The organism is Rhizobiaceae bacterium (genome assembly GCA_023953845.1).
In the GTDB taxonomy this organism is placed as follows: Bacteria; Pseudomonadota; Alphaproteobacteria; order Rhizobiales; family Rhizobiaceae; genus Arvimicrobium.
Window position 1 is genome coordinate 1,233,671 of sequence record JAMLJC010000001.1, and the last position, 26,879, is coordinate 1,260,549.

Consider the following 26,879-nt stretch of genomic DNA (forward strand, 5'->3'; position numbering starts at 1 on the left):
GCGGTTCGCCCTTGATCGCCGGAGCCGTGGCGCCATCTCCGTTTCATGGGCGCTATTCATGTCGGCACGGCGGGCTGGAGCATATCATCCGTATATAAAGCGGATTTTCCGGCGACCGGCACCCATCTCGAGCGATACGCCGCCCGCTTCGACTGCGTCGAGATCAATTCCTCGTTCTACCGGCCGCACCGGCACGAGACCTATACGCGCTGGGCAAATTCGGTGCCGGACGGTTTCCGCTTCTCGGTGAAGGTGCCGAAATCGATCACCCACGAGAAGAGGTTGAGAAACTATGACAGCCTGCTCGACGCATTTCTCGGAGAAGTTTCGGGCCTCGGCGACAAGCTTGCCGTGCTGCTCGTGCAGACGCCGCCCAGCCTTGCTTTCGAGGCGTCCACGGTCGAGGTCTTTCTGCGGGCGGTCCTGTCCGCCAGCACCGGCCGAATCGTCGTCGAGGCCCGTCATGGGAGTTGGTTCAAGCCGGAGGCTGAAAGCCTGCTCGCAGACCTCGGCGTGGCGCAGGTCGCCGCCGATCCTCCGCATGGAGGCAGCGTTGCTCCCGCAACAGCCGGTCGAACCGGGATCGCCTATTTCCGTTTTCACGGCCGGCCGCGCATCTACTATTCCAACTATGATGCTGCCGCCCTCGAAGGGATCGCGTCCGACCTCAAAATGGCGGCCCACGGCGGTCCGGTCTGGTGCATCTTCGACAATACCGCCGAAGGTCATGCGCTCGCCAATGCGCGCGATATGCTGGCGCTGCTCGGCAGCGCGCGGGATGGCGACGGGCCACCGGGCTCGATCAATCGCTAAATTCCTGCGGAATTCCTTTGCCGGGTGGTTATCCGCCCGGCCTATCCTGACGCACGCGCAATCGGAGAAAAGCATAGATGAGATCGGCGGCGGCGGCATTTGCAGCGCCATCGGCGGAACGGCCGATCCGAAGATCGAGACGGTCGAGCCCGAGCCCGAGCCGGCGCAATAGCGATCGGCGAACGCTCAGATGACGTTCAGCTCGCGGAACGGCCTGCCTTCCGCCACCCGCTCGTAGCCGAAGGCAGAGCAATCGATGGTGCGATAGCCGCCATGGACGATCAGTTCGGCGATGGCTCGGCCCACGGCGGGAGCCTGCTGGAGGCCGTGGCCGGAAAAACCGTTGGCGAACAGGAAGTTCGAAACTTCGGGGTGTGGTCCAATCACGCCATTCTGATCCAGCGTGTTGTAGTCGTAGTGCCCGGCCCAGGCGCGGGTCGGCTTGATCGCTTCGAAGGCGGGGATTCGGGTCGCAAGCGTCGGCCAGATGATCTCTTCGAACAGCGGCCAGTCCGGCTCGAAATCCTTCGGATCGGCCGCTGCCTCGCCTTCCGACGTCTCGGCGCCGCCGGTGAGGTAGACCGAGCCCTCCGGCCGCACATAGATGCCGCCCGGATCGACCAGCAGCGGCATGTCGGCATATTTTTCACGCGCCTCGAAGACGAAGACCGTGCGCTTGCGCGGCTCGACGGGAAGGACAAGTCCGGCCATGGCCGCGACCTTGCCGGCATTGGGACCGGCGGCGTTCACGACCGTCCCGGCTTCGAGCCGCTCGCCCGTGTCGAGCGTGACGCTGGTGACCCGGTTGCCGCTGCGCTCGATGCCAGTGACGCTCGCGGTGATCAGATCGACATCCATCGTCTTCAGCGCCTTGCGCAGAAGCCCGAGCATGGCATGCGCGTCGAACCAGCCTTCGCCGCTGCGGCCATAGACGCCGCCGGCGACACCTTCCGCCGATAGCCAGGGAAAGCGCCGCTCTAGCGCGTCCGGTCCCTCAAGCACGACATCCGCCCCTTCGGCAACCTGTGTCCGGTGATTGGCCTCCAGAACCGGCAGACCCTCTTCCGACGCCAGGATCAGGTACCCGCCCTCGCGGAAGGAGATATCGGCTTCCATCCCGAACTCCTCCTTCAGCCGGCGGAAGAGGCCTAGCGTGAACCGCGACAGGCGGATGTTTTCCGGGATGGAGAACTGCTGGCGGATGGACGCCATGGACAGGGTGGTCGCGGCATGCGGGAATTGCGGATCGCGCTCGACCAGCGCGATACGGCCGCCAAAACCTTCCTTGCGGAGGAAATAGGCGACCGAGCTTCCGACGATGGCGCCGCCGATGATGATGACGTCGTAGCGTGACATTCCGAGCCTCGAAAATCGTGGCCGACAGAACCAGCTTTGTCGTTGTCCCGCAAGGTCTTGCCTATAGAGCCAGACGGGAGCATGACAACCGGATGCAGCCAGTCATTCGCAAATTCCGTTTACGGCGATCCGTCCTCTACGTGCCTGCCACCAACGGGAAGGCGCTGGCGAAGATCGAGTCGCTTCCCTGCGACGCGGTCGTCGTCGATCTGGAAGATTCGGTCGGCTCGGCCGAGAAGGAAGCGGCGCGCGAATCGCTGAAGCGTTTCTTCGCTGGAAGGTCGTGGGGCGCGCGCGAAATCGTCATCCGCGTCAACGCCCTGTCGAGCGAATGGGGCGTCGACGACCTGACGCTCGCGGGATCGCTCGCTCCCGACGCCATCCTGCTGCCGAAGGTCGAGACGCCGCGCGACATTCTGGAGGCGAACGACGCGCTGGACGAGGCCGACGTGCCGGAAACGACGGCGCTATGGGCGATGATCGAGACGCCGCGCGCGATGCTCAATATCGGCGCGATCGCCGAACTCGGCCGTGACCGCTCCTCGCGGCTCGCCTGCTTCGTCGCCGGCGCCAACGATCTGGTCAAGGAAACCGGGACGCGCGACACGCCCGACCGGCGCTACCTGACGCCGTGGCTCATGCAGATGGTGCTCGCCGCGCGGGCCGGCGGCATCGACGTTCTGGACGGCGTCTTCAACGATTTTCGCGACCTCGACGGTTTCACCCGCCAGTGTACGGAATCCGCCACGATGGGTTTCGACGGCAGGACGCTGATCCATCCGACCCAGATCAGCCCGGCCAACACGGCCTTCTCGCCCCCGGCGGAAGCCGTGGCGGACGCGCAGGCGATCGTCGCCGCCTTCGCCAGACTGGAAAACGCCGGCAAGGGCGTCATCCAGATCGACGGCCGCATGGTTGAGCGGTTGCATCTCGATCAGGCCGAAAGGCTGCTGGCGAGGGTTGCCGCAGCAACGGACCGAGGCGCATAATTCTCCGACACCTCATTCCCGCAACGGCTGTTCTCCTATGAAACTCTACCGCTTCCTCACCGGTCCTGACGATGCAAGCTTCTGCCACAAGGTGACGGCTGCGCTGAACAAGGGCTGGCACATCTACGGTTCGCCCACCTACGCCTATGATTCGGCGAGCCAGACCATGCGCTGCGGGCAGGCCGTGGTGAAGGATATCGAAGGCAAGGATTACGATCCGGCGATGAAGCTCGGTGAACAGTAGCAAGGGCGAAAAGCTTACTCGACGCTCGCCTCGATCCGCTCCATGTCGTCGTCCGAGAGGCCGAAATGGTGGCCGATCTCGTGGATCAGCACATGGGTGACGATGTCGCCCAGCGTCTCCTCGTTCTCGGCCCAGTAATCCAGTATGGCGCGGCGGTAGAGGGTGACGCGGTTCGGCCCCTCTCCCGTCGCCGGGTTCCAGCGCTCGGCGATGCCGCGCCCCTCGAATAGGCCGAGCAGGTCGAACGGCGTTTCGAGCGAGAGATCGTCCATGATCTCGTCGGTCGGGAATTCCGCGATCTGGATGACGATCTCGCCGGTCAGCTTGCGAAAATCTTCCGGCAGATGCGCATAGGCTTCCAGCGCCATGAATTCCAGTTCATCGATTGAAGGCGAAAGCTGATCATGCCAGGCGCGGGTCTGGTAGATGCGGGCCATGCGTGCTCCTTTTGCCCGCATATAGCCCGTTGTCCGGCGCCTTTCGAGCCCCCGAAAACCTGCTCTTCCATGCCTTCTTCCGTCTCAAAGGAATAAATTCCTTCAGGTCGGCTTGACTCCGCTGCTCTCTTCTGGAATCCATTGGAACATAACAGGAACATATGCAGTGTGAACGCCATGGCGGCGACCGCCCGGGCGCAGGAGATCCTTTTTGCCCTGCGCCGCAAAATCGCGAAGATCGAAGGCGTTCTGCCCGAAAGGCTGGAGAATGCCGGTCCCGAAACGCATGCCACTGTCCTGCGTCGCGGGGGACGGCCCGTGGCGGAGACTTTTCCGTCCGGCGCGGCCCGTTTCGATGCCGGTCTGGGCGGGGGGCTGCCTGCCGCCGGGCTGATCGAGGTCCATGGGGCGGCTACCCGTGACGCGGGTCCAGCCGCAGGTTTCACTGTGGCGCTAGCCGGTCTCGCCGCCGGCCCGTCAGGAATGCTTGTGTGGATCGGAACCGGAGAGATCTTTCGGGAAGCCGGATGGCCTCATGCGCCGGGGCTTGCTGGCCGTTTCGGCATCGGCCCCGACCGGCTGCTTCTGGCGCAGGCCGAAAAGCTGGTGGATGCGCTCTGGATAGCCGAGGAGGCCGCCAGCCTCGAAGCGCTGGCCGGCATCGTGCTCGAAATTCGCGGCAGCCCGCAGGCACTCGACCTCACCGCGACGCGGCGTCTGCACCGTCGCGCGCTGGCGGCCGGACATCCGCTCTTCCTCCTGCGGCAGGCGGGTTCAGCCGAGCCGACCGCCGCGCCCATCCGTCTCGTCGTATCGCCTGCTCCCGCGGGGTTGCGTCCGACGCTGGCGGGGCCGCTCGAAGGATCGATCGGGCCGCCGGCCTTCAGGATTTCGATCGACAAGAGCCGAACATCCCCGCCCGCCACTTTCACCCTGGAATGGAACAGCGAAGCGCGCGCCTTCGAGGAGAGAGACCATGTCCCTGCTGCCGACGATATCTTCTCCGCAAAGAATACTGGCTCTCTGGCTGCCGCTCCTGTCGACGGAGCGGATCTTTCGCCATCGCTTCGGGAAGTCCTGGCGTTCCCGCCTGCCGCGCGGAACGCCGCCTCTGGTGGTCAGCCACCGGGAGGACAATACGCAACGCATCGACGCGCTCGACGCGCGCGCTAGCGCCCTGCGCCTGAGGACGGGCATGGGTATCGCCGATGCACGCGCCATGCATCCCGCCATCGAGGTCGTGGAGGCGGAGCCGCAGGCCGACCGGAAGCTTCTCGAAAGCATCGCCGACTGGTGCGACCGCTACACGCCGCTGGTCGCGCTGGAAGGCGATGACGGGCTTTTTCTCGACATCACCGGCTGCGCGCATCTTTTCGGCGGCGAGCGCGCCCTGCTGGACGACCTCCTTTCCCGTCTCCATCATCAGGGTTTCGAGGCCCGCGCCGGCGTGGCTTCGACACCCGGCGCGGCATGGGCAGCGGCCCGCTGCCACGGCGCCCGGATCGCGCCTCCCGGCGAGGAAGCGGATCTGCTGGCGCCGATGCCACTGGCCGCGCTGCGCCTCAATCCCGATATCTGTGCCGGGCTGGAAGGCGTCGGTCTGCGCACCGTCGGCGCCCTCATGCGGATTCCGCGCGCGCCGCTCGTGCGGCGCTTCGGCAAGGAGGTGGCGCTGCGCCTCGATCAGGCGCTTGGCCATGTCGAGGAGGCGATCTCGCCGCGGCTGCCGGTTCCCGCGCTTTCCGTCGAGCGGCAACTGGTCGAGCCGATCAGCCTCATCGAGGACATCGAGGAACTTCTGTTCCTGCTGGCGAAAAGCCTGAAAACCGATCTCGAACGGCGCGGCGAAGGCGCCGAGCGGCTGCAGCTCCTGTTGTTCAGGGTCGACGGCGCGGTGAGCCGCATCGCCGTCGGCGCCTCGCGTCCTTTGCGCGATCCCTCCATCATCCGAAAACTGTTCCATGAGCGCCTGACGACGTTGGGCGACGAGATCGATGCCGGCTATGGTTTCGAACTCATCCGCCTGTCGGCGCTCGTCGTTGCCCGGCTTGAAGCCGCCCAGACCGACCTCGACAGCCGTTCGGCATCGCAGGACGCCGATGTCGCTCTCTTCGCGGACAGGGTCATGGCACGGCTCGGTGCGGCGAGCCTGCTGTGCCCCGCGCCGGTGGAAAGCCATATTCCCGAGCGTGCCGTGAACCTGGTGCCGTTTCCCGAGGCTCGCCGAGGCAGGCAGAAACAGCCATCGGAAAATCCGTTTGCGCTGCAGGAACGTCCGGTTCGTCTTTTTCCTCATCCCGATCCGGTGGATATGGTCTCCGTGTGGGAGTTCACCTTTCGCTGGCGACGGACGATCTACAAGGGCGTGAGGGTGGAAGGGCCGGAGCGCATCGCGCCGGAATGGTGGCGGGACGAAGGAGAGGCCGCGACCCGCGATTATTTCCGCGTCGAGGACGAGGATGGCCGCCGCTACTGGCTGTTCCGGGAAGACCGCCTCTCTGTCCTCGAAAACCGCGAACGCTGGTTCATGCACGGGTTGTTCGCATGACCGCGCAAGCGCTTCCGCGCTATTACGAATTCGGCGTCCAGTCGAATTTCTCCTTCCTGCGCGCCGCCTCCAAGCCGGAGGAACTGGTGGTTGCCGCCTGCCTTCTCGGTCATGCCGGCATGGGTCTGGCCGACCGCAACACCGTGGCCGGCGTGGTCCGCGCCTGGAGCCAGTCGAAGCACATCCAGTTGGAGGAGGACGCCGAGCCCCTGAAATTGCCTTATCATCCGGGCGCCCGGCTGGTCTTCGCGGATGGCACGCCGGACGTGCTCGCCTACCCGCAGAACCGCGCAGGCTGGGGCCATCTCTGCCAGCTGCTCACGCAAGCGAATATGAGGCCGGAAAGTCCGAAGGGCGCGCCGCTTCTTTATCGAAACGACATTTTCGAATGGGGCGATAAAATCTCGCTGGCCGTGCGGGCCGATTGCGTGACCGCCGACGAAAACGAGATGGCGTTTGTCCGCGACCTGAAGGAGCGCTTCGGCGCCTCGGTATGGCTTGCCGTCGCGCCGGCTTTCGACGGTCGGGACAGGCAGCGTCTGGCGCAGGCGCAGATCATCTCCAAAACGTTCGGCGTGCCGCTGATGGCGGTGAACGACGTGCTTTATCACGCGCCGGACCGCCGCTCGCTGCAGGACGTGCTGACGGCGATCCGCCTCAATACGCCGGTGCATTCGGTCGGCCTCGAACTCACCCGCAATGCCGAGCGCCATCTCAAGGCTCCCCTGGAGATGGCGCGGCTTTTCCGCGATTGTCCCTCGGCGATCAGTGAGACCGTCCGCTTCGCAAAAACGCTGAAATTCTCGCTCGAAAAGCTGAAATACAACTATCCGGACGAGAAGACGCGCGACGGAGCGACGCCGCAGGAGGAACTGGAACGCCTGACATGGGAAGGCGCAGCCTATCGCTGGCCGGATGGTATCAAGGACGAGTACCGGGAAACGATCGAGAAGGAGCTCGCGCTCGTCGCGAAGCTGAAATATGCGGGCTATTTCCTCACCGTCCACGACATTGTCCGGTATGCTCGCGAGGAACTCAAAATCCTCTGCCAGGGACGGGGCTCGGCGGCCAATTCGGTGATCTGCTACTGCCTGCGCATCACCGATATCGGCCCCGACCGTATGGAGGTGCTGTTCGAGCGTTTCATGTCGGAAGAACGCGGCGAGCCGCCAGATATCGACGTCGATTTCGAGCACGAGCATCGGCCGAAAGTGCTCGAATACGTCTATGAAAAATATAGCCTTAAGCACACTTCGCTCGCCGCCGCAGTGATCTCCTATCGCTCGCGCTCCGCCATGCGCGAGGTCGCCAAGGCGATGGGTCTGTCGGACGACACGATCGACGCGCTGGCGTCCAACACGTGGCGCTGGACGGATGCCAATCTCGGAGTGACGGAAGCCAAAGGAGCCGGTCTCGACATGAGCGAGTCGCTTACGAAGCGACTCTTCGAGAGCGTCAACGCCATCCTCGAATTTCCGCGCCATCTGTCCCAGCATGTCGGCGGCTTCGTCATCACAAAAGACCGGCTGGACGAGATCGTGCCGATCATGAAGACGGCGATGGACGACCGCAGGATGATCGAATGGGACAAGGACGATCTCGATACGGTCGGCCTGTTCAAGGTCGATATTCTGGCGCTGGGCATGCTCACCTGCCTGAAGCGCTGCTTCAGCCTGCTGGAAGAACACTATTCCGACGAGCGCGATAAGCATGCCCGGCCATACGCGCTGGCGACTTTGCCGCCCGAAAGAAAAGACGTCTACGACATGATCAGCCGCGCCGACACGCTCGGCGTCTTCCAGATCGAAAGTCGAGCGCAGATGTCCATGCTGCCGCGCCTGAGGCCCAAGAATTTCTACGATCTGGTCATCGAGGTTGCCATCGTTCGGCCCGGTCCAATCCAGGGCGACATGGTGCATCCTTATCTCAGAAGGCGAGAGGGGATCGAGGAGCCTGATTATGTGAAGCCGGAACTCAAAAGCATATTGAAACGGACTCTTGGTGTGCCGCTGTTTCAGGAACAGGCAATGAAGATTGCTATGGTCGCTGCGAAGTTTCCTGCCGACAAGGCGGACAAGCTGCGTCGCGCCATGGCCACCTTCCGCCGCACAGGCACACTCCCCAAGCTGAAGGACGACTTCATCGGTGGAATGATCCGGAACGGCTATCCTCCGGAATTCGCCGAGCGCTGCTTCAAGCAGATCGAGGGGTTCGGCGAATATGGCTTTCCGGAAAGCCATGCCGCCTCATTCGCGCTTCTGGTCTATGCGTCCTGCTGGTTCAAGACCTATTATCCGGACGTCTTTTGCGCGGCGATCCTCAATTCTCAGCCCATGGGCTTCTATGCGCCGGCGCAATTGATCCGTGACGCGCAGGATCACGGCATCGAAATCCTGCCGGTCGACGTCAACCACTCGGACTGGGACTGCACGCTGACCCCGGCCCCCTTCGATCCTTCCCGCGTCACGCCGCGCCATTCGACCATGCGCAAGGTGATCCGCAGCCGCCATGCGGTGCAGTTGGGATTCCGGCAGATAAAAGGCCTGCCCGACAAAGCAATGATCGAATTCGTGAACTGTCGCGGCGCCGGCTATACGTCCGTGCGCGATGTCTGGCTGCGGTCAGGTCTCGAGCGCCGACAGATCGAGGTATTGGCGCAAGCCGACGCGTTTCGCTCCATCGGGCTCGACCGACGCGCCGCGCTCTGGGCCGTGCGCGCGCTGGATGCGAAAAATGCGACGGAAAACCTGCCGCTTTTCGACCGCGCCGATACCGTGCTGCGCGATCTGGAGCCGGAAGCAAAGCTACCGACCATGCCGCTTGGCCAGCACGTCATCCACGACTACCGCTCGCTCGGCTTTTCGCTGAAGGCGCATCCGCTTTCCTTCTTCCGCGAAAGACTGGATCGTCTGGGCATTGTGCCGAATGTGCGCCTACCAGACATTCGAAACGGCGCGCGCGTGTCGGTGGCCGGCCTCGTGCTGGTCCGCCAGCGGCCGGGTTCGGCCAGAGGCGTCATCTTCATGACGCTGGAGGACGAGGTGTCCATCGCCAATGCGGTCGTCTGGGAAAAGACGTTCGAGCGCTTCCGCTCGGTCGTGCTCGGCGCGCGTTTCGTCCGCATCGACGGCAAGCTGCAATCGGTGTCGGACGTCATCCATGTCGTCGCCCATCGCATCGAGGACCTGACGCCATGGCTGTCAGATCTGTCGGAGAAGGCGGCATCCATCGATACCTACGCGCCCGCCGACGAAGTGAAATATGGCGGTTATGATCCGAAGGCCAAACGCATGCCGTGCAATGCCGCGCTGGAAAATGCGCAACGAAAGGAGGAACTGGTCCGCGATGCCCGCAGCGTCATGCCGAAAGGCCGCAACTTCCATTGATCCGGCAAGTGGGCAAAAAAAGGAACGCCGTGTCGTTCACCGGCAGCCAGCCGTACTCATCGCAGATCGGGAATGCCGGCCGGCAGCGTCGTTGCGTTCATGACGATCGGAGCGGCGTCTTGCGTAGCATCCGCATGGTCGCCTTCCACTCACCCGATCTTCGGATCGAGCTCGCCGGACTTGTAACGCTTGGCCATTTCCGAGACCGGGATCGGCTTGATCTTCGAGGCATTGCCGGCCGTGCCGAACTCTTCCAGCCGCTGCCTGCAAAGCTTCGTCATCGCCGCCATGGCGGGCTTCAGATATTTGCGTGGATCGAACTCGCTCGGGTCCTCCGCGAACACCTTCCGGATCTGGCCGGTCAGCGCCATACGATTGTCGGTGTCGATGTTGATCTTGCGCACGCCGTGCTTGATGCCGCGCTGGATTTCCTCCACCGGCACGCCCCAGGTCGGCTTCATCTTGCCGCCATACTGGTTGATGACGTCCTGAAGCTCCTGCGGCACCGAGGACGAGCCGTGCATGACGAGATGCGTGTTCGGCAGCTTGCGATGGATCTCCTCGATGACGTTCATGGCGAGCACCGCGCCGTCCGGCTTGCGGCTGAACTTGTAGGCGCCGTGGCTGGTGCCCATGGCGATTGCCAGCGCGTCGACCTTGGTTTCCTTGACGAATTTCACCGCCTCGTCGGGATTGGTCAGCAGCTGGTCGTGGCTGAGCTTGCCCTCGGCGCCATGGCCGTCTTCCTTGTCGCCCATACCGGTTTCGAGCGAGCCCAGCACGCCGAGCTCGCCCTCGACCGAAATGCCGCCCAGATGCGCCATGTCGACCACCGTCTTGGTGACGCCGACATTGTAGTCCCAGTCGCCCGGCGTCTTGCCGTCGGCCTTGAGCGAGCCGTCCATCATCACCGAGGTAAAGCCCGACTGGATCGCGGTCATGCAGGTTCCCGGCTCGTTGCCGTGGTCGAGATGCACGCATACGGGAATGTCGGGATAGATCTCGGTGACGGCATCCATCATGTGCTTCAGCATGATGTCGTTGGCATAGGCGCGCGCGCCGCGCGAAGCCTGCAGGATCACCGGCGCGTCGACGGCCGCCGCCGCCTCCATGATCGCCAGCGCCTGTTCCATGTTGTTGATGTTGAAGGCCGGAACACCGTAGCCGTGCTCGGCCGCATGATCGAGCAACTGTCTCAGCGTGATGCGGGCCATGAACGTCTCCTCACGAAATTGGCAAGATGATTGGGGAGGCCATAGTGCAAATTTTCGTGCCGCGACAGAGGCCTTTCGCCGCGCTTCCGGTTCGTTCCGGGTTTTAATCGGTTAGGCTCTTGCGCATGGCCTCGATCACCACGACGGCGGACGCCGCGCCGGGATCGACATGGCCGAGCGAGCGTTCTCCGAGCCGTTCGGCGCGCCCCTTGGCGGCCACCATCGCCTTGGTCGCCTCCGCACCCGCGGCGGCGGCGTTGGCTGCCGCGCGGAACGCATCCGCCAGGCTTGCCCCGCCGGCGGATTTCTCTCCCGCCGCCTTCGCTGCGGGCGCCCATGCGTCGATCATCGTCTTTTCGCCGATCTCCGCCTTGCCGCGATCCTGTATGCCCTTGGCCATGGCCTGGAACATGCCGACGACGTCATCGGCCCCGAGTTCCGCCTTGCCCTTCACCGCGGTAGCGGCGCGCATGAAGGCCGTCGCATAGAGCGGCCCGGAGGACGCCCCGACCGCGTTGAGAAAGGATTTCGCGGCCGTGTTGAGCACCGTCGTCGGATCGGCGGCGCCGTCGAGCGCCGCAACCGCATCGCGCGCGGCGCCGAAGCCGAGCGACATGGCGATGCCGTGGTCGGCGTCGCCGATGACGCCGTCCAGTGCACAGAGCCGCTCCTTGTCGCGCTCGATCGCTTCTGCGATCGCCGCAAACATGATTTTCAGTCGGGCAGAATCGATCATCGCCGTCATCCTCAACCGGCCCGGAACATGGCGCAATCGCAGGGATGGTCGAGCATCTGCTGCAACTCGCCGTCCATGCGATGCAGCGTGATCGAGGCGCCGGCCATCTCCAGCGACGTGCAGTAATTGCCGACCCATGTCGCATGGGTAACAAGCCCCGCATCATCGAGCCGCTGCCGCACCCGCCGGTTCATGATGTAGAGTTCCATGAGCGGCGTCGAGCCGAGCGAATTGACGAGCACCGCGACCCTGTCTCCGCGCGAGGGGGACATCTCGGCGAAGATACGGTCGACCATGTCGTCGACGATTCGGTCGGCTGCCGCCAGTCTGCCGCGCGACACGCCGGGCTCGCCGTGGATGCCCATGCCGATCTCCATCTCGTCTTCGCCAAGCTGGAAGTTCGGCGTCCGTGTCTGCGGCAGCGAGCAAGGCGACAGAGCCACGCCCATGGAAAAGGTCTGGTCGTTGGCCTTGCGCACGATGCGCTCCACCTCGTCGAGGCTCTTCATCATGTCGGCGGATGCGCCGCCTGCCTTGAAGGTGAAGAAATTGCCGGCCACGCCGCGCCGCTTCGCCTTGTCCTTCGTCGCCACGTCGTCGGTGGTCAGCACGGTGCGGCACTCGATGTCCTCCATCGCCGCCATCTCGGCCGCCATGTCGAAATTCATCACGTCGCCGGCATAATTGCCGTACTGGAACAGCACGCCGGCGCCGCCATCGACGGCCTTGGCGCATTCGAGGATCGGGTCCGGCGGCGGCGAGGCGAAAACGTTGCCCACCGCGCAGCCGTCGGCGAGGCCCTTGCCGACGAAGCCCAGAAAGGTCGGCTCATGCCCGGAGCCGCCGCCAACGACGATGCCGACCTTGCCGGGCCGCGGCCCATCGACGGCGACAACCGAGCGCGGACTGCCGTCGACGCGCCGAAGATGCCGCGGATGAGCGGCAAGCACGCCGTCGAGCATTTCGTCCACGGCCCTGTTGCCGTCATTGATGATCTTCTTGGTCTGCAAGGCATCCTCCCGAACGCAATCGGCGCGATAGTACCTGTCACGATCCGGAATTCCAGTGTCGGAGCGAGGAGATTTTCTCTCCATGTCATGGGCTTGATTTCATGGGCTTGCGGCGAACCGCGCATTCGGGCCTATTGCACGCGACAGCAGGAGCCTTTCCGCCATGCCCGTTTCCGAGGCGCTCTGGGTCGTCGCGCCTGCCATCTGCCGGCTCGAAACGACCGGGTATGAAGTGCCGGCGGGCTATGTGGAGATCGAGACAGTCTGGTCGGGTATCAGCCGCGGCACGGAGGCCCTCGTCTTTCGCGGCGACGTGCCGGCAAGCGAGTGGCAGACCATGCGCTGTCCTCTTCAGGAAGGCACTTTTCCCTTCCCCGTGAAATACGGCTACGCGGCGGTGGGTGTGGTGACCGAGGGGCCTGCACACCTTGCCGGCCGCGATGTGTTCGTCCTTCACCCGCATCAGGCGCGGTTTTCCGCGCCCGAAAGCATGGCGATTCCGCTGCCGGAAAATGTGCCGCCGCGCCGCGCGGTGCTGGCGGCCAATATGGAGACTGCTCTGAATATCGTCTGGGACGCGGACGCCGCACCGGGCGACCGCATCGCGATCATCGGTTCGGGCGTCGTCGGCGCGCTGGCCGGTTGGCTTTGCACGCAGCTTCCCGGCGCCGAGGTGATGCTGGTGGATACGAATGCCAATCGCGCCGGTCTTGCGGCCGCGCTTGGCTGCGGCTTCGCGCTGCCGGAAGAGTGCCCGGAGGATTGCGACATCGTCATCCATGCCAGCGCCAATTCGGCCGGGCTTGCCACCGCGCTTGCAGCGGCGGGCATGGAAGGGACGATTGTCGAAGCGAGCTGGTACGGCAATCGCGACGTAGCCGTGCCGCTCGGTGGCGCTTTTCACAGCAGGCGGCTTCGCATCGTCTCCTCGCAGGTCGGGCAGGTTTCCGCCGGACGCCGCGTGCGATGGCCTCACCGCCGACGCCTGGAAAAGGCGCTTTCCCTGCTTGCCGATCCGCGACTTGACGCGCTGGTCAGCGGCGAAACGGAATTTTCCGCCTTGCCGTCGCGTTATGCCGCAATACTTGCCGATCCGGAAACGCTCTGCCATCGCGTCCGCTACGGCCGTTCCGCATAGGAGTCACAATGTTCGCCGTCGAAGTCCGCGATCACATCATGATCGCACACAGCCTGAAATCGCCGGTCTTCGGGCCCGCGCAGGGATTGCACGGCGCGACCTTCGTCGTCGACGCCGCCTTCTTCACCGACGATCTCGATGCCAACGGGCTGGTCGTGGATATCGGCCTTGCGACGGAAGAGTTGCAGGCGACGCTCGCACCGCTGCGCTACAGCAATCTGGACGAGGTAGAGGCGTTTGCGGGCAAGATCACCACGACCGAGTTCCTGTGCAGGCACATATTCGATGCGCTGGCTGAGGCGGCGCGCGCCGGCCGTCTGAAGGACGGCGGGCGGGTGAGGAAAATCCGCGTCCAGCTGCACGAAAGCCATGTCGCGCGCGCCTGGTACGAGGCCGCGGTCTGAGGGCATGACCGATACCGTCCATTTCGCCGTTCCCGGCGATCTCGACACGCCAACCGGCGGCTACGGCTACGATCGCAGGCTGGTCGCCGAACTGCCGACGCTCGGCTGGTCTGTCGAGCATATCCGCCTGCCCGACGGCTTTCCGAACCCCGGCTCGAATGCGCTGGCTGAAACAGCCGCGCTTCTGGATCGTCTGTCGGACGATGGGCTGCTCATGATCGATGGATTGGCCTTCGGCGCCATGCCCGAGATCGCCGAAATTCTTGCCGGCCGCCTTCGTCTCGTTGCAATGGTCCATCATCCGCTTGCCGACGAGACGGGCCTGTCTTCATCGGTCGTCGCCCGGCTGGAGGAATCCGAGCGAAGGTCGCTGCGGTTTGCCCGGCAGGTGATCTGCACCAGCCGCACGACGGCCGAGCGGTTGATAAGCGGCTTCGACGTCGAGCCGTCGCGATTGACGGTCGCGCTTCCCGGAACGGATCGTCAGCCCCGAAAGGCGGCGCGGCAAGGTCCGCCGACGATCCTGTCGCTGGCCGCCATCGTGCCAAGGAAGGGTCACGACGTGCTGATCGGTGCGCTTTCGAAGCTGGCAGGTCGCGAATGGACCTGCCGCATCGTCGGCGCGCTCGACCGCGATCCGGAATGGGTGAAGTTCCTGAAGACGCAGACTGCAAAGTCGGGGGTTGCCGATCGCATTGTATTCGTCGGTCCGGTTACCGACCCGGCGGAAAAATTAAGGGCCGCCGACATCTTCGCGCTGCCCAGCCGTCACGAGGGCTACGGCATGGCCTTCGCCGAGGCGCTGACGCATGGCCTGCCGATCGTCGCCTGCCGGGCCGGAGCGGTGCCGGAGGTCGTGGCGCCGGAGGCAGGGTTTCTGGTGCCGGTGGACGACACGGACGCTTTTGCGGAAGCGCTGGCGACGCTGCTCGACAAGGACGAGATACGAGTGCGCATGTCGGAAACCGCCTGGCGGGCCGCGCAGGATCTGCCAGGGTGGGACGATACGGCGCGAAGCGTCGCCTCAGCGCTGGAGCGCGCCGCCATATGAGCTTCGACACGGCATGGCTCGACCTGCGCGAACCAGCGGATCATGCCGCGCGGGACGGGACTCTTCTGGCTCGGGCGCAGGAACATCTCGCCGGCACGGACAATCCGCTTGTCGTGGATCTCGGCTGTGGCACAGGCTCCACATTCAGGGCGCTCGGCGCGGTAAGCACAAAATGGCTACTCATCGACCATGACGAGGCGCTGCTGGCCGAAGCGCGCCGCCGATGCGGCGCAGACGTTTCGACGGTGGCCCTGGATCTCGGCGACCCGGATCGCATTCCGCTGGATGTCACACGGCTCGTCACCGCCTCCGCGCTGATCGATCTCGTCAGCGCGGAATGGATCGACGCCTTTGTCGAGCGGCTCGCGGCGAAACGCGTCGGCCTTTATTCCGCGCTCAACTACGATGGCATCATGCAATGGGTTCCCGCCGATGCTGCGGACAGTGCGGTGGTCACGGCATTCAATCGCCACCAGCACGGCGACAAGGGTTTCGGGCCGGCGCTCGGCCCCCAAGGCGGTTCGCATCTCACAGATGCGTTACGCCGTCATGGCTTTGCGGTGGCGACCGCGCCGAGTCCGTGGATGCTCGACCGGTCACACGCCGAACTTCAAAGCGTGCTGCTGAAAGGCATCGCCGGCGCGGCAATCGAAGCAGGATGTCAGGAAGCTGTTGGCTGGCTCAATCGCAGGCTGGACGCACTCCCGAACCTTCGCGGCAGGATCGGCCACCTCGACGTGCTGGCCCTGCCGGCATGAACGCGCGGATCGTCAGCCCGAAAATCCCATCCGCTTCAGCCAGTCTTTGCCGATGCCCCGGTCGCGAATGATCTTCAACGGGTCCTCCGAATCGAGGCGCGAGCAGATGCGATAGACTTCAAGCGTCTCCGGCCCCATCTCGCCGCGCTTATAGAAGAACATGGCCGCCGCGTAGCGCGCGCGGCCCGACCATTCCTCGCCGAGCGGCGTGTTGACCAGCGCCCAGTGGTCGGCCGTCTCGGCATCGTCAATGCGAGGATGCGGATCGGTTCCGTCGCCGGGGGGACGGGCCATGTCAGCGCTCGCCGGGCGGGTTGGCGGTGCGGCGGTCGAGTTTTATGAAAGGGCGCGGCACGACACGCGCGCGCTTCATCAATTTCTGATATTGCAGCTCCCGCATCGCGTAGATCTCGACCCAGAGATCGTCCACGACCGTGTCACCGTAGGGCCGCGCGAGGCTGGCGATGGCGATGTTGCGCTTGGCCGTCGGCGACCAGATCGCGGCGCTGACCAGCCCGACCTCCGTCAGCTTCCGATGGTAGACGATGGCGTGCTCGGCCGGCACGTTGCCGTCGATCTCCAGCCCGACCAGCACGCAGCGCAGGGCGCGTTTGCGGCGCGCTTCGAGGATGGCGCGACGGCCATTGAAATGCCCCTTCTTCCCGTCGACCATGAAACCGAGACCGATCTCGGCCGGCATGCGCACCCGGTCCTGCCGGACGGCATGTTCTGCGGTCACGAAATCGGCATTGGCGACGATCAGCCCCGCCTCGATACGGGCGCGGTTCAGCGCCGTGTAGCCGATGGCGCGGATGCCATGCAGCTTTCCGGCCTCAAACAGCCGGTCCCAGAGGGAGAGCGCCAGTTCCGCCGGTACGAAAAGTTCGTAGCCGAGGTCTCCCGTGAAACCGGTCCGGGAGATGGTCACGCTTCCACCCTCATGTGGAAACTCGGCAAGATCGAAAATCTTCAGCCGTTCGACGCCTGCGAAGCCGGCGTCGCGCAGCACCGCATAGGATGTCGGCCCCTGCAGGGCGAGGCCGGCGACGGCTTCCGTTTCCTCCTCGACGGCGACGTCGAGACCCATGGCGCTGTCCAGCAGCCAGGGCAGTTGGCGTTCCTGGCAGCAGAGCCGAAAGCGCGTCTCCGACAGGCGGAACAGCGTGCCGTCGTCCAGCACATGGCCTTCGTCGTCGCACCAGGCCGTATAGTGCACGCGGCCGGCGGCCAGCTTCGCCACGTCGCGCAGCGTCACCTTGTTGCAGAGCGCTTCGGCGTCGGGACCCTCGATCCGGTATTTCACCATGGGCGAGATGTCGAAGACCGCCGCCTGGCTGCGGATGGCGAAATATTCCAGTTCCTCGTCCCACAACGAATGCGGCGCGCGATAGCCGCCCCATGAGTACCAGTCGTTGGTCTTCGCCAGCGCGTCGATGCGCGGCTGGAACGGCGTGTCCAGGCGCAGGGTGCGGAAGTGGAGTTGAGCGGGAGTGTGTGGGGACTGGAGCATCGTCATTCGAGAATGCTCCGGCCGTCAAAGGACCCCCACCCCTTACCCCTCCCCACAAGGGGGAGGGGGGCGTCGACGTTGCAGAATCCCCCTCCCCCTTGTGGGGAGGGGTAAGGGGTGGGGGTAAGTCTCGCCATCATCGCTGCCCCAAAATCCGCCTTGCCGCGTTCAATCCCGGCACGCCGGAAACACCGCCGCCCGGATGCGAACCGGCGCCGCAGAGGAGCAGCCCCTCGATCGGCGTGTCGTAGCCCGACCAGCCGGAGACCGGCCGCGACATCAGCATCTGGTCGGCCTGCAACTCGCCGTGGTGCCAGTGACCGCCGGGCATGCTGTAGCGCGTTTCGATGTCCAACGGCGTCAGGAGTTCCAAGTGCAGCACGAAAGCGCCGATGCCCGGCGCGTGGCGTTTGAGCTGCGCCATGATGGCGGAAAGCAGCTTAGGCTTGCCGCTTTCCCAGCCCTCCTTCAGCGCATAGGGAGCGAACTGGACATTGGCCGACAGCACGCATCCGCCTTCCGGCGCGAGCGACGGATCAGCCACGTTCGGCAGAGCGATCTCCATCACTGGCTCCGGGGAAAATCCACCATACTTTGCGGGATTGAACGCCCGTTCGACATGATCGGCCGATGGCGCGATCACCAGCCGGCCATTCAGGAATTCTGGCGCAACGCCATCGAACTGCGGCACGCGCGCGAGCGCCAGATGAAGTTTCGCGACATTGCCCTTCATCCGGATGTTCGTGACCTTGCGCACAAAGCCCGTGTCGAGATGGCGCGTGCCGACAAGATCGAGAAAGGTCGCGCGCGGATTGATGGCCGACAAGATCGTCTTCGCGCGCAGTTCCTCGCCGGACGCGAGCACAACGCCGGCCGCGCGATCGCCATCGAGCACGATCCTTGAAACCGCCGCTCCGGTACGGACCGTCGCGCCGCTCGCCACGGCCGCCTTCTGTATCGCCTCGGCCACCGCCCCCATGCCACCTGTGGGCACGATCTGCACAACGGCCGCCCCGGCGACCTCTCCGGCAAGGCGGTAGTAAAGGCCGAGCAGCGATGTCGGCGAACGCGGGCCGAGATGGCACCCAAGCACCGCGTCGAAGGCCAGCAATCCGCGCAAGCGCTCGTCTTCCAGATGCTCGTCCAGAACGTCGGTGACGTTCATCAGCAGCATCCGCAGGAAGTCGCGCATGTCCTCCCTGCCGAGCTTCTTGAGCGACCAGCCGAGCTTCGCGAGGCCCGCCCCTTCGCCCAAAGACATACTTCCGGGATCGGGCGGCCGGCGCGTCATCAGCGGTCTGAGAATGGCGGCGTAGCGCATGAGCTGCGCCCGCAAAGCCTGCCATGCTTTTTCTTCCGCCGCGGACGTCCCCGTCAGGCTCTCGCCATAGGCGCCGTGCAAAATGAGCGGAGCGGCGTTCCCGGAAAGGGCTACGGTAGGTGCGAAATCCTTCGCCTCGAACCCGAGCCCATGCCTGCCGAGATCAAGCGCCCTGAAAACGTCCGGATGAAGCCGGTTCAGCACATGCGCCGTCGACGCGCGAAAACCCGGCGCGAATTCTTCCGTGCGCGCCGGGCCGCCTACTTCCTCCGCGGCTTCCAACACGACCACCTTGCGCCCCGCCTTGGCAAGAACCGCGGCGGCGACGAGGCCGTTATGGCCCCCGCCGATGACGATCACATCAGATGACGTCATGGGCGTCACTCATGTGATGGGTCGGCCTTGCGAGGTCGCGCAGGATTTCGACTGCCGCATTGCGACCGGGCGCGCCCATGACGCCGCCGCCCGGATGGGTCGAGGAGCCGCACATATAAAGCCCGCCGACGGGCGAGCGGTATTGTGCATAGCCGGGCACCGGCCGGTTGAAGAGGAGCTGGTCGAAGGTCAGCTCGCCCTGAAAGATGTTACCTTCGGTCAGGCCGGTCTCGGCCTCGATTTCGCGGGGCGTGCGCACCTCCATATGCACGATGCGGTCACGGAAGCCCGGCGAGTATTCGGCGATCTGGGAAATCACGCTCTCCGCAAAACCGTCACGGTCGGCGTCCGTCCACTCGCGGCCGGTGATCTTCGGCGGCGCATATTGCACGAAGCAGCTCATGAAGTGTTTTCCCGGCGCCGCCATGGTGGGGTCGAGCGTCGTCGGGATCACCATGTCTAGGAAGGGATCGGCCGACCATGTCCCGGCCTTCCAGTCGTCATAGGCGCGCTCCATGCGCTCGACGGAATCGGTAAAATGCATGTCGCCGCGATAGCAGGGCGAGTCGTCGGGCAGCGCCGGAAACACCGGCATCGAATCCAGCGCGATGTTCACCTTGCCGGACGAACCCCGTATCTTGAAGTTTTTCACCCGCCTGAGAAAAATGTCGGGCAGCTCCCTTTCTTCGACAAGCTTGAGAAAGGTGCGCTTGACGTCGGCGTTCGACACGACGAGCTTGCCGGGGATCTCATCGCCGCCGGCGAGCACGACGCCTCTCGCCTTGCCGCCCTTCACCAGCACGCGCTCCACCTCCGCGCCGGTGCGGATCGTGCCGCCGGCGGCGCGGAAGGAATCTGCCAGCGCCTTCGTCACCGCGCCCATGCCGCCCCGCGCATAGCCCCATGCGCCCACGGACCCGTCGACCTCGCCCATATAGTGGTGAAGCAGCACATAGGCCGTGCCGGGCGACATCGGCCCGAGCGCGGTGCCGATGATGCCCGACAGCGCGAAATTCGCCTTGATGACGTCGGTCTCGAAATACTCGTCCAGAAAATCCGAGATCGACATGGTCCAGAAGCGCAGCGTCAGCGCCATTTCGTCCGCTGCGAGGCCGGCGAACTTCCTGCCGAGATAGAGAAGTTCACCGATGTCGCGCGGCCGGAAGCTGGTGGGATCGGGCGCGGTGCGCATCAGCAGCGGCTGGATGAAGCGGCATTGCCGCGTCACGTCGCGCGCGTAGCGGTCATAGGCCTCCGCGTCGCGCTTCGAGAAGCGGGCGAATTCGCGCCGGTGCGCGTCATGGTCGCGATAGTTGGCGAGATAGTCGCCGTCGCGTGTGAACACCGCGCCGCCCTCATAGGGGATCACCTGCAGGCCGAAGCGCGGCAGTTCGAGATCGCGCATGATCTCGGGCCTGAAAAGGGAGCAGACATAGGAGCAGTTCGAGTAGAGGAAGCCGGGCGTGAGTTCGCGGCTGGTCGCCGCACCGCCGAGCCAGTCGTTCTTCTCAACGACGAGCACGTCGAGGCCGGCGCGCTGGAGATAGCACGCATTGACGAGCCCGTTGTGGCCGCCGCCGATGACGATCGCGTCCCAGATCTTCATGTCATAGCTTCCATCGTGGCAGGGAATTTCGCACGGCCCACAAACATTTGTCCAGTCATATTGAATGAACGTTCAACAAACAAATCTTGCGTTCGCGGCGGAATTCGCTAGTCTCGACGGACGAATTCGATGGCGCAAGCGGAGATTCCGTGAACCAAGCCGCCGCTGAACCGGAATATGACGACACCGCCATTCGCTTCCTCGAGGCGCTTTGGGGCGATGGCTATCTGTCGCCCGGCGGTCCGGAGGAAGTCGATCGCGTGATCGCCGGCTTGCCGCTCGCGGGGAAGAGTGTGCTGGATATCGGCTGCGGCGCGGGTGGCGTGACGCTGCATCTCGCCGCCAGCCATGGAGCCGGCCACGCGACCGGCTACGACGTGGAGCTACCGGTGATCGCCGCCGCCCGGCAGCGCGCACGCAAGGCCGGCCTGTCGGACAGGCTCGACTTCGTCCATGGGCCGCCCGGTCCCTTGCCTTTCGCCGACGACAGCTTTGACGTCGTCTTTTCCAAGGACGCGATGCTCCACGTTGCGGACAAGGATGCGCTCCTTGCAGAAATTTTCCGTGTCCTCAAACCTGGGGGTGCGCTCGCGGCCAGCGACTGGCTGATCGGCCATGACAGCGAGCCATCGACCGACATGAAGGCCTATGTCGCGGCCGAAGGCCTGTCTTTCAGCATGGCCTCGCCCGACCGCTACCGGCTGGCGATGGAACGCGCGGGGTTTGAAGACATTGTCCTCACCGATCGCAATGGCTGGTATCGCGAGACCGCGCGCGGCGAACTGGAACGTCTCAAGGGACCGCTCTACGAGGCCGTGTCGCGAACCATCGGAAAGGAATATGTCGACAAGAATATCCGCACGTGGGAGGCGATGCAGAAGGTGCTTGACAGCGGCGAGCACCGGCCCACTCATCTGCGCGCCCGGAAGCCAGACCGGTAGCCGGCGATGTGGAGCACGGTCGCACAGATGAAGACTTCGGCGCTCAGGGCGGCTGCGGCCGAATCCGACGGCAGGGCGGAGATCGAGAGACGAGGCCGCAAGGCATCGAAGGAAACGCGCCGCCAGCAACTGATCGAGGCGACGATCGATTCGCTTGCGCGGCGCGGCTATTCCGAAACGACGATGGCGGATGTCGCGGATGGCGCCGGGCTGTCCCGGGGCATCGTAAACTTCCATTTCGAAAGCAAGGAAAAGCTGCTCGTCGCCACGCTGCAATACATGGCTGATGAGTATTCCGCCCATTGGCGTGCTGCCCTGCTGAAGGCCGGGCAGGAGCCCGCAAGCCAGCTCCGGGCTCTGGTCGCCGCCGATTTCGACCGCTCGATCTGCAACAAGCGCAAGCTTGCCGCCTGGTGCGCCTTCTGGGGCGAGGCGAAGTCGCGTCCCACCTATCAGGCGCTGTGCGGCGCACGCGATGAGGCCTACCAGCGTCAGTTCGTCGAACTCTGCGTCAGCCTCAGGGACGAAGCCGGCTACGCTTACGATCCGGAAGCGACGGCGCTGGGCTTGAGCGCCATGCTCGAAGGACTTTGGCTGCGGCTGATGATGGGCACCGAGCGCGTGAGCCGCGAGAGCGCGTTGCGCACGGCGATGGAATACCTCACCTCGGTATTCCCGAAGCATTATCCGCGCATGGCCGCACGGCCGAAACAGATCGCATAACCAGAGAGGGGAACCGCAATGACGGGTTTGACACGACGTTTGGCACTGGCGCTGACGTTGGCGAGTGCGCTCGCCGGCGGAATGTCGGCCGGGGCGCGGGCGGAGGATTCCGAACTGATCATCTTCGACTGGTCGGGCTACGAGGACCCGTCCTTCCACCCGAAATACACCGAGAAACATGGCGACTCTCCGACCTTCACCTTCTTCGGCGACGAGGACGAGGCCTTCGAGAAGGTGCGCTCGGGCTTCAAGGCCGACCTTGGCCATCCCTGTTCGCAGAGTGTGGTGAAGTGGCGCGAGGCCGGCCTGTTGCAGCCGCTCGACACGTCGAGGATCGAGGGATGGGGGGACCTCAATCCGGCAATCATGAAGATGAAGGATCTCGTCACCTCGGCGGATGGGCAAGTCTGGTTCATGCCCTGGGACTGGGGCAATTCGCTGCTCACCTACAATCCCGAAAAGGTTCCGGCCGAGGATATCAAGTCGCTGAAGATCCTGGCCGATCCCAGATACAAGGACCGCGTGTCCATTCCCGACAATGTCGACGACGCCTATGCGCTGGCGGCGTTGGCCATCGGCATGAAGGACTGGACGACGATGACCGACGACCAGTTCAGGCAGGCGTCCGACTTCCTGCGCGAGGTCCACAAGAACGTGCGCCTCTACTGGACCGACAACACCGACATCGTTCAGGCGATAGGCGGCGGCGAGGTCGATCTCGCCTGGGCCTGGAACGACGCCGCCGCGCAGCTTCAGGTACAGGGCATGGATATCAGGAGCACGCGCGACACGGCCGAAGGCTCGTCCACCTGGGTCTGCGGCTATGTCCGCTACAAGGATGCGCCGGGCAGCGCCGACAAGGCCTACGATTATCTGAGCGCGATCAACCAGCCGGAAGTCGCGACCTTCCTGCTTTCCGACTGGGGCTACGGCCATGCGAACGCCAAGGCGATGGCGGAGATCGATCCGAAGGTCGTCGCCGAGAAGGGCTATGCGGATGTCGACAAGTTCCTCGACAGGACGCTCTTCCAGACGCCGCTCAATCCCGACCTCAAGCTGAAGATGATCGCCGAGTTCGAGAAGATCAAGGCCGGATATTGAGCCGGCACGAACGGATGTCGTGACTGCCGGCCGTGTAAGACAAGCCTCGAAGGGCCTGTTCTCAGACGGTTCTGGTGACCTTCTTCAGGAGGCGCGGCGCGTCGGGATTCTCGCCGAGCGCGACGGAAAGCCCCTCGACGAAACGGTAGAAGCTGACGATCCGGCAGATCGGATTGAGCAGCGGATGACCCGCATCGATGGTCGACAGCCGATGTCCAGCTCCGCCCGCCGCACCGGCGACGAAGACGCTGGCGCCGGCCGCGGCAAGATTGTCCACCGCCGTCGCGATACTGGTGTCCGACCGGTCGTTGCTGGCGAAGACCAGTGCCGCGAAACGGTCGCGCGCCAGCGCGATCGGCCCGTGCTGGACTTCGGCCGCGCTGTACGACTCCGCATGCAGCCGGCACGTCTCCTTAAGTTTCAACGCCGCTTCGCCTGCAATGCCGAGACCCGGGCCGCGGCCGATCGTGTAGAGCGAATGCGCTGCCGCCGCCGGCAGAGCGGCAGCCGACCAGTCGCATTCGAGCGCGGCTTCAAGCCGTTCCGGCAGACGGGCCAGCGCTTCGAGAAGTTCCGCGTCCTCGCTCCAGTAGGCGACGAGGCTCGCCAGCGCGACGAGCGACGCGACGAAGGATTTGGTCGCTGCGACCGCTTTTTCCGGCCCCGCCATCATTGGCAGTACGCTGCCAGCGGCGTTGCCCACCGCCGAATTGGTGACGTTGAGCAGGGCGACCGTTCGCGCGCCGCCTTTCGCCGCGCGCTCCTGCAGGCTTACGAGATCCGGGCTGCCGCCGGATTGCGACACCGTGAGCAGCACGCCGCCGCCGAACTTGAGATCCGCGCCATAGACGGAGGCGACGGATGGCCCGACCGACGCCACCGGAATGCCGAGCCGCTGCTCCGCCATGTATTTGAAGTAGGTGACGGCCTGGTCGGAGGAGCCACGCGCGCAGGTAGCCAGGAAGCGCGGTTCCTCCCGGCGCAGCCGCTCGCCTTCCTCGCGATAGATGCCCGCCTCGGCGATCTGGCGCGCGACGACTGCTGGCGCCTCGCGGATCTCGGCAAGCATCTGGGTCGAGGAACTGGTCACGTCTGTCTCCGTCAATAATCGCGACGCGCTTTAGCGCATCAGGCATCGTTCCCGCTACGGGCAGATGACCACAATTGTGTAAGACAGCCGCGTGGGGTCAGGCAGCCTGCGCCACGATCTCCTTGAGCGCCGCGCCGAAGCGCTTCACTTCCTCGACGGTGTTGTAGTGGACCAGCGAGGCGCGCACCGCACCGCTGTCCATCGACAGCTTCAGGCGGGCCATCAGTCGTGGTGCGTACATATGGCCGTCGCGTATGCCGATGCCGCGTTCCGCCATCTCCTCCACGATCATCTGCGGCGAAAGCTTGCCGATGTTGAAGCAGAAGGTCGGGACGCGCTCGGAAATGCGCGCCTCGTCAGCGACGCCGTAGATCGTCGCCCCCGCCGCCTTGAGTTGCTTCATCATCTCGCGCGCCAGATCGACCTCGTAGGCGCGGATCGCGCCCATGCCGGCGACGATGTTCTCCCGTCGCGACCGGTTGTTCGACGGCGCTAGATTGCGGCCGATGGATTCCAGATAGCGCACGGCGGCGTCCATGCCCGACACATTCTCGTAGATGAAGGTACCGGCCTCGACCTTGTAAGGCGGCTCGTCCGGAATGAAATTCTCGCGGAAGGTGGGCAGACGCTTCAGCGTCTCATACTTGCCCCACAGAAAGCCCATATGCGGCGAAAAATTCTTGTAGCCGGAGCAGACGAGATAGTCACAATTCCACGCCTGCACGTCCATCAGCCCGTGCGGGCCATAATGCACGGAATCAAGGAACACCTCGGCGCCTGCGGCGTGGGCGATTTTCCCCACCGAAGCCACATCCACGATCGAGCCGATCGCATGCGCGGTGACGGTGCAGGCGACGAGCCGCGTCCGCTCCGAAACCAGCGGCTTCAGATCGTCGGGATGCAGATTGCCGTCATCGCGCATGCGCCACCATTTGAAGGTTGCGCCCAACGGCTCCAGCGCCAGCCAGGTCGCGATGTTGGCGTCGTGGTCCATGTCGGTGACGATGATCTCGTCGCGCCCGTCTTTCGCGCCGGCGATCATCTGGCCGATGCCGAGGCTGACCAGCCGGATGAACGACGTTGCGTTCATGCCGAAGCAGATTTCTTCGGGCCGGAACGCGTTGATGAGGATCGCCACGCTCTCGCGCGCGTCCGCGACCGCCTTGTCGACCTGCACGCTGCGGCCGTAGCGTCCGCCCCGCTGCACGTTGAAATCGACGAGATGGGTGGTTACGGCGTCGAGCACGCTTTGCGGGATCTGCGCTCCGGCGGCATTGTCCATGAAGACAAAGGAGCCGGCGCGCTTCAGCGCGGGAAATTGGGCGCGGATTGCTTCGACTGGGAATGATGCCGCGTCCGCTGCGGCGGTCTGTGTGGAAGTCACGTCAACATCCTTCAAAAATGATACTAGCGCGTCGCGGTCTTGCTGCGTTTCTCGATGTAGCCGACAAGACGCACCATCGGCCAAAGAAAGGCGAGATAGACGAGCGCCGCCCCGATGAGCGGCGTGGGATTCGCATAGAGCGCCTGCGCGTCGTTCGCTTCCTTGAGCAATTCGGGCAGCGCCACAGCCGACGCCAGCGACGTATCCTTGAACATGGACACGCAATTGCTGGTTGTCGGCGGAATGACGAGGCGGATCGCCTGCGGCAGCACGACCTTGCGCAAGGTCAGCACGAAGGGCAGGCCAAGCGCCTGCGCCGCCTCGAACTGGCCGCGCGGAATGCTCTCGATGCCGGAACGGAAGACCTCCGCCGAATAGGCCGACATCACCATGGAAAAGGCGAGCACCGCCGAAGCCCATGACGACAGGCGGATGCCGACAAAGGGCAGCGCATAATAGATCAGGATCAGCGTCACCAGCACCGGCATGGCGCGAAAAATGTCGATATAGCCGATCGAAAGCCAGCGGAACGGCGAGGGCGCGTAGAGGCGGACCAGGCTGATCACCAGTCCGAGCGGTATGCCGACGCCAATGCTCATCAGACCGAGCAGAAGCGTGTTGAGCAGACCGCGCAGCAGGGCCGGAAAGGCCGAAACCAGCACCTGGCCGTTGAAGAAGGTATCGAGCAGCGTCATGGCTTCTCTCCGCCAGAAAAAACCGTGCCGGCTCTCGGCCGGCACGGGT

25 protein-coding genes are annotated in these 26,879 nt (G+C 64.4%); 13 read left to right on the forward strand and 12 right to left on the reverse strand.

Going from position 1 to position 26,879, the window contains the following annotated elements:
* The first annotated feature begins 45 nt into the window (after positions 1–45).
* Positions 46–813, forward strand: a complete 768-nt coding sequence (locus M9955_06200; protein ID MCO5081237.1) for a DUF72 domain-containing protein — start codon at positions 46–48, stop codon at positions 811–813.
* Positions 814–999: 186 nt separating this feature from the next.
* Here M9955_06200 and M9955_06205 read toward each other — a convergent pair whose 3' ends face one another.
* The gene (locus tag M9955_06205) at positions 1,000–2,169 is read right to left on the reverse strand and encodes an FAD-binding oxidoreductase (protein ID MCO5081238.1); all 1,170 of its coding nucleotides are present in this window, start codon (positions 2,167–2,169) and stop codon (positions 1,000–1,002) included.
* Between the two features lie 92 nt (positions 2,170–2,261).
* On the opposite strand from M9955_06205, the gene M9955_06210 reads away from it, so the two are divergent.
* Both M9955_06210 and M9955_06215 read left to right on the forward strand, forming a co-directional pair.
* The gene (locus tag M9955_06210; protein MCO5081239.1) at positions 2,262–3,158 is read left to right on the forward strand and encodes a CoA ester lyase; all 897 of its coding nucleotides are present in this window, start codon (positions 2,262–2,264) and stop codon (positions 3,156–3,158) included.
* Positions 3,159–3,195: 37 nt separating this feature from the next.
* The gene (locus tag M9955_06215) at positions 3,196–3,402 is read left to right on the forward strand and encodes a DUF1737 domain-containing protein (protein MCO5081240.1); all 207 of its coding nucleotides are present in this window, start codon (positions 3,196–3,198) and stop codon (positions 3,400–3,402) included.
* Between the two features lie 14 nt (positions 3,403–3,416).
* Here M9955_06215 and M9955_06220 read toward each other — a convergent pair whose 3' ends face one another.
* A complete protein-coding gene (locus M9955_06220; GenBank protein ID MCO5081241.1) occupies positions 3,417–3,839 on the reverse strand; it encodes a metallopeptidase family protein in 423 nt (140 codons plus the stop codon).
* A 177-nt stretch (positions 3,840–4,016) separates the two neighbouring features.
* Here M9955_06220 and M9955_06225 point away from each other — a divergent pair, with 177 nt between their 5' ends.
* Genes M9955_06225 through M9955_06235 form a run of 3 tightly spaced genes read left to right on the forward strand, consistent with a single transcriptional unit; the run spans position 4,017 to position 9,773 of the window.
* A complete protein-coding gene (locus tag M9955_06225; protein ID MCO5081242.1) occupies positions 4,017–5,012 on the forward strand; it encodes a hypothetical protein in 996 nt (331 codons plus the stop codon).
* Positions 4,954–6,387 carry a DNA polymerase Y family protein gene (locus M9955_06230; GenBank protein MCO5081243.1) on the forward strand — a complete coding sequence of 478 codons (1,434 nt, stop codon included), beginning with the start codon at positions 4,954–4,956 and terminating at the stop codon, positions 6,385–6,387. Before M9955_06225 ends, M9955_06230 begins: the two co-directional genes overlap by 59 nt.
* Entirely contained in the window at positions 6,384–9,773 is a 3,390-nt protein-coding gene (locus M9955_06235) for an error-prone DNA polymerase (GenBank protein ID MCO5081244.1), read from the forward strand. The genes M9955_06230 and M9955_06235 overlap by 4 nt, the downstream gene beginning before the upstream one ends.
* Before the next feature lie 149 nt (positions 9,774–9,922).
* Here M9955_06235 and fba read toward each other — a convergent pair whose 3' ends face one another.
* From fba to M9955_06250, 3 genes are all read right to left on the reverse strand, one after another.
* Complete coding sequence (fba, locus tag M9955_06240; protein ID MCO5081245.1) at positions 9,923–10,987, reverse strand: fructose-bisphosphate aldolase class II; 1,065 nt, start codon at positions 10,985–10,987, stop codon at positions 9,923–9,925.
* 103 nt (positions 10,988–11,090) lie between these two features.
* A complete protein-coding gene (dhaL, locus tag M9955_06245; protein ID MCO5081246.1) occupies positions 11,091–11,732 on the reverse strand; it encodes a dihydroxyacetone kinase subunit DhaL in 642 nt (213 codons plus the stop codon).
* 2 nt (positions 11,733–11,734) lie between these two features.
* A complete protein-coding gene (locus M9955_06250; GenBank protein MCO5081247.1) occupies positions 11,735–12,733 on the reverse strand; it encodes a dihydroxyacetone kinase subunit DhaK in 999 nt (332 codons plus the stop codon).
* A 163-nt stretch (positions 12,734–12,896) separates the two neighbouring features.
* Here M9955_06250 and M9955_06255 point away from each other — a divergent pair, with 163 nt between their 5' ends.
* Genes M9955_06255 through M9955_06270 form a run of 4 tightly spaced genes read left to right on the forward strand, consistent with a single transcriptional unit; the run spans position 12,897 to position 16,084 of the window.
* Complete coding sequence (locus M9955_06255; protein MCO5081248.1) at positions 12,897–13,871, forward strand: zinc-binding alcohol dehydrogenase; 975 nt, start codon at positions 12,897–12,899, stop codon at positions 13,869–13,871.
* 8 nt (positions 13,872–13,879) lie between these two features.
* Positions 13,880–14,275 (forward strand): 6-carboxytetrahydropterin synthase, encoded by a 396-nt coding sequence (locus tag M9955_06260; protein MCO5081249.1) that lies wholly within the window; start codon positions 13,880–13,882, stop codon positions 14,273–14,275.
* 4 nt (positions 14,276–14,279) lie between these two features.
* Positions 14,280–15,326, forward strand: a complete 1,047-nt coding sequence (locus tag M9955_06265; protein MCO5081250.1) for a glycosyltransferase family 4 protein — start codon at positions 14,280–14,282, stop codon at positions 15,324–15,326.
* Positions 15,323–16,084: a class I SAM-dependent methyltransferase gene (locus tag M9955_06270; GenBank protein MCO5081251.1), complete on the forward strand. Its 762-nt coding sequence runs from the start codon at positions 15,323–15,325 to the stop codon at positions 16,082–16,084. Before M9955_06265 ends, M9955_06270 begins: the two co-directional genes overlap by 4 nt.
* A gap of 12 nt (positions 16,085–16,096) precedes the next feature.
* On the opposite strand, the gene M9955_06275 is transcribed toward M9955_06270, so the two are convergent.
* From M9955_06275 to M9955_06290, 4 genes are all read right to left on the reverse strand, one after another.
* Complete coding sequence (locus tag M9955_06275; protein ID MCO5081252.1) at positions 16,097–16,378, reverse strand: hypothetical protein; 282 nt, start codon at positions 16,376–16,378, stop codon at positions 16,097–16,099.
* Between the two features lies 1 nt (position 16,379).
* Positions 16,380–17,600 carry an aminomethyltransferase family protein gene (locus M9955_06280; GenBank protein ID MCO5081253.1) on the reverse strand — a complete coding sequence of 407 codons (1,221 nt, stop codon included), beginning with the start codon at positions 17,598–17,600 and terminating at the stop codon, positions 16,380–16,382.
* Between the two features lie 130 nt (positions 17,601–17,730).
* Complete coding sequence (locus M9955_06285) at positions 17,731–19,290, reverse strand: NAD(P)/FAD-dependent oxidoreductase (GenBank protein ID MCO5081254.1); 1,560 nt, start codon at positions 19,288–19,290, stop codon at positions 17,731–17,733.
* Positions 19,277–20,896 (reverse strand): NAD(P)/FAD-dependent oxidoreductase, encoded by a 1,620-nt coding sequence (locus M9955_06290; protein ID MCO5081255.1) that lies wholly within the window; start codon positions 20,894–20,896, stop codon positions 19,277–19,279. The genes M9955_06285 and M9955_06290 overlap by 14 nt, the downstream gene beginning before the upstream one ends.
* A gap of 149 nt (positions 20,897–21,045) precedes the next feature.
* Here M9955_06290 and M9955_06295 point away from each other — a divergent pair, with 149 nt between their 5' ends.
* The 3 genes from M9955_06295 to M9955_06305 are packed head-to-tail and all read left to right on the forward strand — an operon-like array spanning position 21,046 to position 23,661.
* The gene (locus M9955_06295) at positions 21,046–21,837 is read left to right on the forward strand and encodes a methyltransferase domain-containing protein (GenBank protein ID MCO5081256.1); all 792 of its coding nucleotides are present in this window, start codon (positions 21,046–21,048) and stop codon (positions 21,835–21,837) included.
* A gap of 6 nt (positions 21,838–21,843) precedes the next feature.
* A complete protein-coding gene (gene betI / locus M9955_06300; protein ID MCO5081257.1) occupies positions 21,844–22,560 on the forward strand; it encodes a transcriptional regulator BetI in 717 nt (238 codons plus the stop codon).
* An 18-nt stretch (positions 22,561–22,578) separates the two neighbouring features.
* On the forward strand, positions 22,579–23,661 hold the full coding sequence (locus M9955_06305; protein ID MCO5081258.1) for an extracellular solute-binding protein: 1,083 nt from the start codon (positions 22,579–22,581) through the stop codon (positions 23,659–23,661).
* Between the two features lie 61 nt (positions 23,662–23,722).
* Here the strand turns inward: M9955_06305 and M9955_06310 are convergent, their stop codons facing one another.
* From M9955_06310 to M9955_06320, 3 genes are all read right to left on the reverse strand, one after another.
* Positions 23,723–24,751, reverse strand: coding sequence for an SIS domain-containing protein (locus M9955_06310; GenBank protein ID MCO5081259.1), 1,029 nt, complete (start codon positions 24,749–24,751; stop codon positions 23,723–23,725).
* A 97-nt stretch (positions 24,752–24,848) separates the two neighbouring features.
* A complete protein-coding gene (locus M9955_06315; protein ID MCO5081260.1) occupies positions 24,849–26,135 on the reverse strand; it encodes a cysteine desulfurase-like protein in 1,287 nt (428 codons plus the stop codon).
* 23 nt (positions 26,136–26,158) lie between these two features.
* Positions 26,159–26,830: an amino acid ABC transporter permease gene (locus M9955_06320; GenBank protein MCO5081261.1), complete on the reverse strand. Its 672-nt coding sequence runs from the start codon at positions 26,828–26,830 to the stop codon at positions 26,159–26,161.
* Positions 26,831–26,879 lie beyond the last annotated feature (49 nt).